This window comes from Croceitalea dokdonensis DOKDO 023 (genome assembly GCF_001306415.1).
Taxonomy (GTDB): domain Bacteria; phylum Bacteroidota; class Bacteroidia; order Flavobacteriales; family Flavobacteriaceae; genus Croceitalea; species Croceitalea dokdonensis.
In genome coordinates, this window is sequence record NZ_LDJX01000008.1 from 1 (window position 1) to 11,804 (window position 11,804).

Sequence of the window (11,804 nt, forward strand, 5' to 3'; positions counted from 1 at the left end):
TCTTCATACAACAAATCTAAAAATTGGATTTGTTGCGTTAAGTTATTGAACTCGCAGATAGTTTTTGCATATTAATGCCAACGGACTTGTGTATGAAACGTAGCGTGCAAAAAGGCACTAACTTTTCGGATTAACACAGAGCCGAATTTTTATGTTTTGTTTTTAATTTTTTTATTCTAAAAGCCAAATTTAAAAATTTGGTGGTCTTCGAAAATAAACACAAACCTCTCGGAAAGCCTTTATTAGCTATGTTTTATACACCGTGTTGTAAGCAGTTTTTTATTCACACATTGCATTTAAATAAAAACTCAAACTTTGTCCACCTGTTGTCCAAGTGTCCATAGCTTTTTCTCGGAAATAAGCTGTATTCAATGGTGAAGCAGCAGTTGAAATCGAAAAGTACTTACTTTTTTCATCCTTTTTGACACTCTCTAACCATTGAATTGTTACCGCAACGTCTTCGATATCTTCTTTCAGATAGATTTCATAAGGTTCTAAATCCACTTCAAACCAACCTAAAAAATTATCTTTTACCTCAAACACAATGTTTTTTTCTATTAGCAATTCAGTCGGAAGTCCATCTTCTATTTTGTAAAAGTTTACTCTAAATTTCAAGGAGGTAAAATCATTTGAAGTTATTTTAAAATTTAGGTCTTTAATATGGCAATTCCGTCTTATTTTGAGTTTCATACCTCTTTCCTTGCTCAATCTGTCGTCAACATCTTCTTCATAATAGCTATAAAAATTCATATGAGTTAATCCAAGACCTTTAGAAGTCCGTCCGATTTTTTTGGATTTTAGTTTGATTTTCTTTGAGCTTACAACAACCTCGTCCAATTCCGTGTTTTCTGGTTGAAGTAAAATGATATTGTTTTTATCGTTCAATTCTGAAATCAAATACCTTTCAGTTCTATAACCGATAAAGGAAAAAACTACTGTATCATTTTGTTTTACTTTCTCGTTTAAGGAAAGATAAAATAAGCCGTTTTTATTCGAAACTGTTCCAACTGTTTTATTAGCAATTCCTATGTTTACATAGGTAAGAGGTTCATTATCTTCGAAATGCCGAACCTCGCCTTTAATTTCTTTATTTTGGGAATAACACACTGCGTTTACCGATAAAACACAAATGATTAATATCTTTAATTTCATTAATTGATTTAAGGGTGCATTCAAGGCCTTAACGCAACAAACGTTGCTAATTGATTATGGTTCAATTTAATTTTTTCTTTCCAAAGAGCCTAGTTTTTTTGAAGGCTTTTCGGAAAGAAAAAATTATGTGGTGTTTTGGGCAATGACCTCCAATGGTGTTCTGTACCCCAACACCTTTCTTGGCCTGTTGTTCAGTTTTTGTTCAATGGTTTTGAGCTGTTTTTCGTTCATGTTCCCAAAGTCGGTCTTCTTGGGCAGGAAACGTCTGATGAGCCCATTGGTGTTTTCGTTGGTGCCACGTTCCCAAGACGCGTAGGGATTGGCAAAATAGATGTCCATTTTGGTTGATTCCGACAGCCATTTGTGGTCGGCCATTTCGGTACCGTTGTCGTAGGTCATTGTCTTTTTCAGTTGACTGTCAAAACGGTTCAGTTCTTTGGCAAAGGCTCTGGTCACGGATTTGGTCTTTCTGTTTTCAAGGCCGATGATAAGGGTATATCTGGACTTTCGCTCCACGATGGTTCCAATGGCGGATTTTTGGCCCTTGCCTATGACCAGGTCACCTTCCCAATGTCCGATTTCCTGTCTGTTTTCAATATGTTCGGGTCTTTGTGATATATTTATTTGGTCTTTGATCTTGGAACCTTTCTTACGCCTGGGTCTGGGTTTTCTACGCCTGGATTTTTGGTAGGGCAGCAGCTTTATGAGCTTTTTGTTAAGGCTGGCCTGTGGATGGGAATAGATGTGGGAGTAAATGGCCTCGTGGGATATGGTCATCACTGGGTCGTTGGGATAATCGATTTTGATTCTGCCTGAAATTTGCTCTGGTGACCAGTTTTTCAAAAGTGATTTATAGACATAGAACCGCAGTAGGGAATGTGTCCCTATTTTATCTAAATTACGCTTGTTCAGGTAGTCGTCCTTGGCCAGCCAATGGGCAAGAGAAGCATCATATTTATCGTTAGGGTCGGACACCCATTTGTTGACCTCCCTGGTGATGGTGGAACGTGAACGACTGAGCTTTTTTGCTATAAAGGATTTGGTCTTTTTCTCTTCCAAAAGTGTCTGGATAATGACACGCTCCTCAAGTGACAACCGTTTGTGCTTTTTTGTCTTCATACAACAAATCTAAAAATTGGATTTGTTGCGTTAAGTTATTGAACTCGCAAAGGTTTCTTTAAATTGCTTACAACGGTCTCGTATAACCGTCAGTTACGGGTTAATATGCGTTATTTTTCGGTTTGGCATAGGCTTTAGCAATTCCGAGTGGATTCGGACGTAGTCGAATCCGCCGTAATTGCGGTTATACATTGTTATGTAACGTTTTTTTTACGCGCTCTTTTCCTTTTCTCTCTTTTTTTCAGTCGTCTGTTTCTTTGGTACGTCCAAATTATTGCCTGAATTCGACCAAGGCTTATTGGAATAATTCCACTCGTTCCATTTTTCAATTCTTTTGGAAGTTCCCAAATACTGTATTCGCTATCGAAATCCGCTGAACTATATCCGTTTTCCAGCAGATTGAATTTCAGCTTATTTTTCCTAAATCCAGATGATTTAAATTTTGAAATAATTTTTTGAAGTAAGTCAAAAACTTCTTTGTCACTTTCCCCAATCGTTTCAGCGTTATATTCCGCATAGTAATCGGGTTCCGCTTTCCAGAAAATCATACAGGCAGTTCCGCTATCACATTTCGGACTTTCAATTATCCAATTCAGCACATCAATTCCGTCATCCCAATTAAAATTTTCAGCGAGATAATATTGGTCAGACGAGTTCAGCTTTTTAAAAATTCCAAAGTTAGGTTTAAAGTCATAATCTTCATTCTCGAATGAGTATTCGATGAAGTTTTCTTTTATTAACCTTTCTTTTGATGGTGTAACTATCATTTTTCAAAATGTTACATAACGGTTCGGCTAAGCGTAGTGCGGAGGCAGGGAAACTTTTCGTTTCCGTCTACGCACTAAGCTAAAGCTTTTGGTTTTGCTTTTTCTTTTTTTGTTCAAAGCTAAATCCCAAAGATTTAGCGACTTCATAAATATACACAGACCATTCGATTTAGCTCTAAAGTCCGCATTACGTTTAGGCATTGTTACCACATGTTTTTTATCGTTCTGTATAGTACTTTTTGTATCGCTCAATACTAATTAAGTCCGTCGAGTCCAATTTAATTTCGACAAGTTTTACTTCCAGTAAATCATTTTTGTCGGCTAGAACATATAGTAAAACGTTATCATTTTTCTCTTTGATAATCACAGGTGTTGCACTTGCAAACAATAAAAAATCAAAATTGTCAATTTCCACAGTTTGCCAACCTCTAGTATACCAATTTCTATATGGGTGATCATTTCGCCTGTCATAAGTTAATTCAGGGTCAAAATAAGTTGTGTCAATTCCTTTTTTGGATTCCATTCGGAAAGCTTTGTTTGAGAAGTCAAAATTAAAATCCTTATCGTTTTTTAGTGAATCTGGAACTTTTTTATAAATCCTTTGTTGTTCGCTGAAAAAAGTAAATGTCAAACTGTCCTTATTGATATTTACTTTCGGAATTGAAAAGTCCATCGAGTCCTTTGGCCACAATTTTAGGGATTTGCCGAAGAGGAAGTATTTCTGTTCAATAAGTCCACCATTTGCGTTGTGATTAAAGGATTGAAATTTTAGGTTTTTAATTCGTAGAACATCACGGCCGGGAAAATTATAGTCCCTGGACGAACTCGCGTCATAGTGATTTATCCAGATTCCCTCAATTCTTTTGTTTATGTAGAAAAAATAAACGATGCCGCATATTGTTAGAAACCCGAATATGATTAAGATTTTTTTCTTCAAAATATGTGGTAACGGTCAGGGCTATGGTAAGTAGGGCAGTAAGGAAACCTTTTTGTTTCCGTCCGCGCTCGTAGCCAAAGCTTTTTGTTTTGTAATTATTTTCATTTTTCAATTGCCAAATCCAAAAGATTTGGCGGACCTAGCAAACACGCCAAAGCTCTTATGTATAGAACTTAACGCCCTATTTGCTATAGGTATTGTTGGCAACTGGCTTTTCCCTAGTTACTAGTTTTTCTCCGTAATGTAAACTTTCGAAAAAACTTTTTTGTCGTTCAAAAATATACCCATTTGCAATAAATTCCATTGCGTGTTGTTTCGTGTCCAACTTTAATTCCATTTGGTCAATTGAATATTCGCTAAGCCTGAATCTAAAATATCTTGCATAAAGTTTTGAAACACCGAGTTTTAATAAAATCCACATTGGGGATAAGAAAAATGGCTGGATATTTTCTTGTCCCCTAATTAATTCGATTCCATTTAATTCAGTTTTCGGAATAGGAATAGCGAATAGTCGGTTGGAAAGATTTACACGCAGCAAAAGTCCGTCCGAGTATTTCTCAAAGTTGCATTTTGAGTCAACTTTTAAAGTATCAGTTTGGTTGCTTTTGTTGGTAAACGATTTTAAAAAGTACGAAGCACTACCAATTGCTTTTGGTTTTTTCGCGTCTATTTCTATCGGCTTACCTATCAAGGGTTTTATTGTATTCTCTTTGATGTTTTTCTCAGTTAAAATCATTTGTTGTCATTCAAACGGTACTTAAAAAGTTAGAAAAATACCGATAAATTAATACAACACCAGCAACAAAAAATATGATTATTCCTGCTGATTTTTGAATACTAAAAGATTTTAGAATATAGTCATCTTTTTTTATTGATTTCCAATTAAGATATTCGCGATACCCCAATAATAAAGATATGGTTAGGCAAATAATACCACCTAACATTTCTAATTCTTTTGTATTCATTTTTTTAGCTTGTTGCCAACGGTCTCGGCTAAACGGCGTAGCCAGCTTTTGCTGGCTATGAACGTTTTAGCCTTTGTTGGCAGCAGTTTTTTTTCTTTTTACCTTCTTCCATTTAGTCTCCAATATTATCTTTTTTAGATACCTTATCAATGGTGCTGCATTATCATGCATCATTCCAACCTTATAGTAGGAAAGTTTACTATTATGAAAGATTTTTAACCTTAATGGGTAACAATCTGAACAATAATTTTCGAGTTCACATACTGACATTGATGTTATTTGAGACTTAATTATTAGCCTTTTTAGCTCATCTAATTGGTTAAAACTAAGCTCACCAGAATAATATCGCTTCTTATTATTTTTATAGGATAAATCTTCCGCCATTTTCATCATTCCATTCCTATCTATTTGAATTTCATAGGGCAAATGAGACCTTCTATAAAAAATAGAGTCCAATTCAAAGTTACCAAATGGAATATAGTACTCGTTCCAAAGGTTAATGTCATTTAGACCAAATAATTTTTTCATATCTTTGGATATTGGTCTAATTCTCATCATTTGTTTATTAACGGTCAATACTTTAAAATTAAAAGCCCTTTTTGTTGAATTATTCTTTTTTGCTTTTTCATCATAATGGTATTCATGATTTTGGATTTTGAAAATTTTATCTTCATAAAAATGAACTCCTTTAAAGTGATTATTTTTATCCCCAATCACAGTTTCACCTTTAATATTTCTATCTGAGTCATGCTCGATTAACTTTATAAATTTTCCACTATCAGTTTTCCAATAACCAAAAAAGTCTTTATAGCACTGTGTTTTTCCTTCTAATGAAAAACACAACAAAATTAACATCAAGATTTTTATCTTTTTGGAGTCAGGGTTCATTTTTTGTTTTTTTAATTGCTGCCAACAATTGTATAAACGTAGTTTATTACGTTTATATCTATTTTACCCCAATCTACAATAATTTTTAGAGTTCATGGAAAGCAGTATAATAAACGTATATTATGCGTTTGTAAACGGATAATGTAGGGCATTTCTCAATGGTTGTTTAAGCCCAATATCTTCCTGGGGGTACCATTAAAAATCCCCAAGTTTACCTTGGGGATGTCTATTACAATGTCATAAACTTGCTCTTCCAAGAATCTTCATAAGGTTTGCCCCAATGTTGCATGGCGTCCCGGTTAAACATGGTTCCCTTGGTATCGTCCACCTCAAAAGGCTGGTTGATTCTAGAAGAAACATTGGCATAATGCACCATGGCCATGGAAATATTGGCGTCTTCAATAGGAGCGTTTAGGTTGGCTTTTCCCCTAATGGCATCAAAAAAGTTCATCACATGGATGGTAGACATATCCCCACCGCCACCTAGGGCCAGACCACCTTCCTTTCCATCACTAAGAACTTCCTCTACCAATTGCCCTTTTCTGTCAAACAGTTTATAATGCCCTCTGTTTACAAAAACGCTGCCCTCCGTTCCGTAAATAATGACTCCCCGTCCACTACCGTAGGTATTATAGCCGTTTCTGCTTTTTCCGTCCCATTCTATCTGTTTGTTTCCCTCAAAAGTAAAACGTGCCAGCATGGTATCGTACATTTCCCAGCCATCATCCACAAAATGCCGCTTATCGGCGGAGACCTCAACCAATTGCGGGTAGTTAACCTCCAGTGCCCAACGGGCAACGTCCAGTTCATGGGTGGCGTTGTTGCCCATTTCTGCAGTCCCGTAGTTCCATCCGTACCAGTGCCAGTTATAATTCCATGTTTCTGAGGTATAGTTGCGGTGTACGGCTGGGCCTTGCCACAAGTTCCAATCCAGGCCTTCTGGAACGGGTGCCTCTTTTTGTAGGGGCACTGCGCCACGTCTGTTACTATAAAAAGCCACTGCTTTATAGGCATCGCCAATGGCACCTTCATGAATCTTTTTTATCACCTGTTGTGTGTGACCAGAGGAGCGTTGTTGATTACCCATTTGTACCACCCTGTCATATTTTTTGGTGGCCGAGACCAAAAGCTCGTTCTCCTCCATGGTACAGCTACTGGGTTTTTCCACATAGACATGCTTGCCAGCTTTTAGGGCCATGATAGACCCAGGGGTATGCCAATGATCGGGCGTGGCGTTGATGAGTACATCTACCTTATCGTCCTCCAAGACTTTAAAAATATCATGCTCCAATTGGGGCTTATACGTGATATGTTCCTTGAATTTTTCTGCAGCCTTGGTCATTTGGCTTTGCATGGGATCACACAGATAGGCCAAACGAACATTACTTTTCTTATGGGCTATTGGCGCATAAAAAGCCCCCAATCTCCTGCCCAAGCCGGCTATGGCCACGTGCAAACGGTCATTGGCACCCATGATGTTCCTGTAGCTTTCCGCACTCATGCCCATGCTAGAGGCACTTGCCAGTCCAAGGGCTCCCAAGGTAGATTTCTTCACAAAGCTTCTTCTGCTATTTTGCTTACTCATAGGTCTTTATTTTAATGTTTTTGAACGAAACCAGGTCTCCGTGGTCCTGTAGAAGAATATTACCCTTTTCTAAAAGGCCAAAATTGGGCCAGTCCTTGTATTTACTTTCCTCTACCAAGGTTAAGAACTCCTGGCTGCCCCGCTGGTATTCCAATACTTTAACACCGTTGAGCCAATGCTCCACTTGGTTGTCTTTGGATACAATGTGAGCGGTGTTCCATTCCCCTATGGCGTTCATATGTTTGTTGGGGTCAGCCTTAATCAAATCATATAGTGAGGCTACCGTTCTGCTTCCTTCATGGCTGCCCTTTTTTGCATCTGGGTGGCGTTCATCATCCAAAATTTGGTACTCCAATCCTATAGAAGAGCCTTCGCCTTTATTCAGTTCGGTATCCACATAATATTTAATGCCGCTGTTGGCACCTTCGGTGATTTTAAAATCCACCTTAAGTTCAAAATTACCGTACATCTCTTTGGTCACAATATCACCTCCGGCAGTGGATTCTCCCCCTCCTGAAGCCAGCACGCTCAATTCCCCATTGTTTATTTCCCATCCTTCTTTAGGGAATTCCTCTAATTTGGCGCCACGCCATCCCTCCGTGGTCTTCCCATCCCAAAGTAAGTTCCAACCGGTTCTTTTTTCTTCGAACGTTAATTGGTTTTTGGTGGTAACGGCCGGTAAGGGGGAGGCTTTGGAATACTGCCCCAAATTCTCCGTAATAAATTCAATGTTTCTCCACTTGATGTCCACCCCGGGTTTTCCTTTTTTGCCTATGCTGTGCACTTGCAATCCTATGAACCCTTCTTGGGTCATCCCATCCACTAAATGTGATGCCGGTACGCCATTAATCCATGTTTTAAGGGTATCACCTATGGCTTCGATTCTAAAATGGTTCCAATCGTTGGGCTTGTAGGCTTTTTGTGCGGCTTCATTACCTTCTAATGGATGCAACCACTTTCTTCGTTTTTCATCATAGATGCCACCGCTCCAGGCGCGTTTGGACGGGTCTATCTCTACCTGGTATCCATGGACCATTCCTTCTCGGTACCAGTCATGGCTATTGCTGCGAATCTGTACTCCAGAGTTGGACACGGAATCCGTCTTAAAATCCAATTCCAGAATAAAATCGGTATACTGCCCATCGGTAACCAAAAACGTGTTAGGTGTATTGGCAACCGTGGTTCCAATAATCTCTCCATTTTCAACACGGTACGTAGCATCACCGCCCAGGGTATGCCAACCGTTTAGGGTCTCTCCATCAAAAATTTGGGTAAGGTGGTCTTTGTTCTCTTGCATACAACTGGTCAAAAAGACAACAACAAGTAGCACACCTAGATTTTTAAAATAGGCTATTACGTCAAGTTTTTTCATCATTTATTGGTTTATAAAACTGTGGTCTAAAGTTACCTATTCTTATTGGCAAACTGTCCTGTAGTCTCATGCCGAACATAGCTTGTTCCTTCCTTAAAATGTACCGAACACCACAGGATAGCATTCGTAGGGCAAAATACTAGCTTGCTCTGAGACAATCATCGCATATAAATTTCACAAATTGATGAATAATCAGCAAATGGCAAAGGGTTACAATTGGCTTTGTACAATAGCCTTGCTTTGTTGCACCCTTCAACTATGTGCCCAACATACATTTCCACAGGTCATTGAAGATGATCTTGTGGGTTTTGCCTCCATTTTTGATGGCGAGACCCTAAACGGTTGGGAGGGCGACCCAACGTATTGGCGGGTAGAAAATGGAAGCATTTTAGGTGAGGTGACTCCAGAAAATATTTTAGAGCGAAATTCTTTTTTAATCTGGCGAGGGGGGAAACCGGGTGATTTTGAACTCAAATTGGAATATAAGGTATCTAAAAGCGGTAATTCCGGCATCAATTATAGAAGTGTTGAAGTCACGGAAGTACCATACGCCCTTAAAGGATACCAATGCGATATTGATGGCGGTGGTAGGTGGAGTGGCCAAAATTACGAGGAACGCGGACGTAAATTCTTGGCCCTTCGCGGACAGTTTTCACAACTTATGGACGCATCAAAACCTCTAGCCTATGGTACCGTTGGCGATAAGGAAGAACTGCTACAGTTTATACATGATGAAGAATGGAACCAATGCCATCTCATTGTACGGGGCAACACTATGGTGCATATCATAAACGGCCGGGTGATGAGCGTGGTGATTGATAAGGACCAAAAAAATTTTAAAGCCCAGGGGTTAATTGGGGTGCAGGTGCACACTGGACCGCCAATGACCATTGCCTACCGAAATATAAGACTTAAAGAATACGAGCCATGAATATGAAATTTGCATTAGCCTTGATTTTTGTATTGCAATGCATTCAAATACAGAGTCAAGAATCGGCATTGTCATTACCCATTTTGGACGGGCAAAATTATTTTGAGGAAAAGGACGGGCTGGTTGCCGTGGAAGCGGAGTTTTATTACAAGCAAAGTAAAACGGACAAGCGCCAATGGTACCGGTACCATAAGCACGAATCCCCCTTGCTTGGAAATCTAACCAATTATAGTGAGGGTGCGGGCACCAATGGTTATATCCAGCTTTTGCCAGATACGAGACGGACCCATGGGGACCAGCTGATCAAGGGAACCAATTTTTCCAACACCCCCGGCAAAACGGCGGTTGTACATTACCGCGTAAAAATAAACAGGCCGGGGCGTTACTATGTTTGGGCCAGGGTGCATAGCACGGGCAGTGAAGACAACGGGGTACATGTGGGACTGAACGGGGCTTGGCCAGAACAAGGGCAACGCATGCAATGGTGCGACGGTAAGAACCAATGGACCTGGGCCAGCAAACAGCGCACCAAAGAAGTGCATTGCGGAGTACCGCACCAAATATACTTGGACATCCCCAAGGCCGGCTATCATGATATTCAGTTCAGCATGCGCGAGGATGGCTTCGCCATGGATAAGTTCTTGCTCACCTTGAACAAGGATTTTGTTCCCAAGGAGAAAGGTCCAGGGGTAAAGATAAAATGGCCAGAACCTTCCTATTATGAAGTCATCAGTACATCGGTCATAGAGAATAAGACCTTGCCCGTGGCGGATTTTCCCATGGAGGGAACCGGCTACTACAAAGACGCTGGTGGTAGATGGTTTGCCGTAAACCCAAACAAGAACAAAAAAGCAAGCACCAGTACGGAATTTAGGTTTAAAAGTGGACCTTATGATGTGGTTTTTGTGGGTGTTGGCGAACATGATGGGCAGTCTAAATTTACCGTTTTGGTCAACGATAGGGAATTGGGGACATTTAGTCCTGCCTTGTCCCAAAAGTGGTTTCAGGAAGGGATATCCGCCAATACGGTTTGGGAAAAGGTAACGCTAAAGGCAGGCGATACTATTACAGTGGATGCAGAAATTGGTAGCAAGGATGGTAAGGAATGGGCTAGGGCCCGTTGGTCTGGACTGATTTTTGCCCCAGTGGGCAAGGGAAAAATCGTAAGCAACGCGCCCGGGCTTCAGGCATCCGGTACTCAAGAGCCGCCTACCATTAACCCTCCCAAGGGTAGAATCGCCATTGTTGCCGATGGCAATTCTCCTGATCCGGACGATTTGGGTGGCACGGCGGTTTCCATTTCCCTGTTGCGAGCCGCTGGACTGGAAGACAGATTGGTGCATTATTCACACAGTTGCGATCTGGTGCGGGTAGAACGCATTTCTGAAAGAGCCGAAAAAGAACGTCATGCCCTTATGCAAGCTGCTTGTGATGTAACGGCAAGGCGGTGGGGCGGATTTGACGACCTCACTTTTTTTGATGCCAAATGGCAACAAGAAAAAACGGTAGGTGATTTGGCAAATGCGATAAATGCTTCTTCTGCCGATGACCCTTTGTGGATTGTTGAAGCTGGGGAGCCAGATATTATCGGTCTCGCTTTGGATGCTTCCAAAAAAGAAAAACACCAATTTGTAAAGGTGGTGACACATCATCCCGCTAATGATGATGCGGGTGATTTTTACACTTGGCAACAAATTTTGGACTATGGGGTTGAAGAGGTGCGCATTCCGGACCAAAACGTGAACCTAAAAGTAAACCTAGAAAAATGGGATTGGGCCAAGAACCATCCGGACCCCCGCATTCAATGGGTGTGGCTACAGGGAAAAATTGCAGAGGTGGATGATGTGGTAAGGTTTCAAAAAGGAAAATGGGACTGTTCCGATGCGGGTATGGTGCTGTATTGGATCACAGGGGCCACCAACGGCGGACTGCGTTTGGGCACTGTTAATGACGTCAAACACATCTTGCTGACCTACATAGAAAATAATCCATAGCACTTAGAGCTCTGCACTATACGCTAAACATGCTGTTCTAGCTTATGGTTTGGGAATAATCACTATAAATCAAAGAATGAATAATTGCAAATTG

The 11,804-nt window shown here is 40.2% G+C and carries 11 protein-coding genes; 2 read left to right on the forward strand and 9 right to left on the reverse strand.

Going from position 1 to position 11,804, the window contains the following annotated elements; genetic code table 11:
- Window positions 1-279: 279 nt before the first annotated feature.
- The 9 genes from I595_RS15065 to I595_RS15105 form a co-directional block, all read right to left on the reverse strand.
- On the reverse strand, window positions 280-1,152 hold the full coding sequence (locus I595_RS15065) for a carboxypeptidase-like regulatory domain-containing protein (protein ID WP_054560284.1): 873 nt from the start codon (window positions 1,150-1,152) through the stop codon (window positions 280-282).
- Between the two features lie 123 nt (window positions 1,153-1,275).
- Window positions 1,276-2,271, reverse strand: a complete 996-nt coding sequence (locus tag I595_RS15070; RefSeq protein ID WP_054560285.1) for an IS30 family transposase — start codon at window positions 2,269-2,271, stop codon at window positions 1,276-1,278.
- A gap of 194 nt (window positions 2,272-2,465) precedes the next feature.
- Complete coding sequence (locus I595_RS15075; RefSeq protein ID WP_054560286.1) at window positions 2,466-3,038, reverse strand: DUF4274 domain-containing protein; 573 nt, start codon at window positions 3,036-3,038, stop codon at window positions 2,466-2,468.
- A 217-nt stretch (window positions 3,039-3,255) separates the two neighbouring features.
- On the reverse strand, window positions 3,256-3,711 hold the full coding sequence (locus I595_RS17460) for a hypothetical protein (protein WP_157449768.1): 456 nt from the start codon (window positions 3,709-3,711) through the stop codon (window positions 3,256-3,258).
- Between the two features lie 445 nt (window positions 3,712-4,156).
- Window positions 4,157-4,711: a hypothetical protein gene (locus I595_RS15085; protein ID WP_054560288.1), complete on the reverse strand. Its 555-nt coding sequence runs from the start codon at window positions 4,709-4,711 to the stop codon at window positions 4,157-4,159.
- Between the two features lie 10 nt (window positions 4,712-4,721).
- The gene (locus I595_RS15090; protein WP_054560289.1) at window positions 4,722-4,940 is read right to left on the reverse strand and encodes a hypothetical protein; all 219 of its coding nucleotides are present in this window, start codon (window positions 4,938-4,940) and stop codon (window positions 4,722-4,724) included.
- A 66-nt stretch (window positions 4,941-5,006) separates the two neighbouring features.
- Window positions 5,007-5,828, reverse strand: coding sequence for a hypothetical protein (locus I595_RS15095; protein WP_054560290.1), 822 nt, complete (start codon window positions 5,826-5,828; stop codon window positions 5,007-5,009).
- A gap of 229 nt (window positions 5,829-6,057) precedes the next feature.
- Window positions 6,058-7,413 (reverse strand): Gfo/Idh/MocA family protein, encoded by a 1,356-nt coding sequence (locus tag I595_RS15100; RefSeq protein WP_054560291.1) that lies wholly within the window; start codon window positions 7,411-7,413, stop codon window positions 6,058-6,060.
- On the reverse strand, window positions 7,406-8,788 hold the full coding sequence (locus I595_RS15105) for a 3-keto-disaccharide hydrolase (RefSeq protein ID WP_054560292.1): 1,383 nt from the start codon (window positions 8,786-8,788) through the stop codon (window positions 7,406-7,408). The genes I595_RS15100 and I595_RS15105 overlap by 8 nt, the downstream gene beginning before the upstream one ends.
- Before the next feature lie 181 nt (window positions 8,789-8,969).
- On the opposite strand from I595_RS15105, the gene I595_RS15110 reads away from it, so the two are divergent.
- Both I595_RS15110 and I595_RS17560 read left to right on the forward strand, forming a co-directional pair.
- The gene (locus I595_RS15110) at window positions 8,970-9,716 is read left to right on the forward strand and encodes a 3-keto-disaccharide hydrolase (protein ID WP_157449769.1); all 747 of its coding nucleotides are present in this window, start codon (window positions 8,970-8,972) and stop codon (window positions 9,714-9,716) included.
- The gene (locus I595_RS17560; RefSeq protein WP_172675957.1) at window positions 9,713-11,710 is read left to right on the forward strand and encodes a hypothetical protein; all 1,998 of its coding nucleotides are present in this window, start codon (window positions 9,713-9,715) and stop codon (window positions 11,708-11,710) included. Before I595_RS15110 ends, I595_RS17560 begins: the two co-directional genes overlap by 4 nt.
- The last annotated feature ends 94 nt before the right edge of the window (window positions 11,711-11,804 follow it).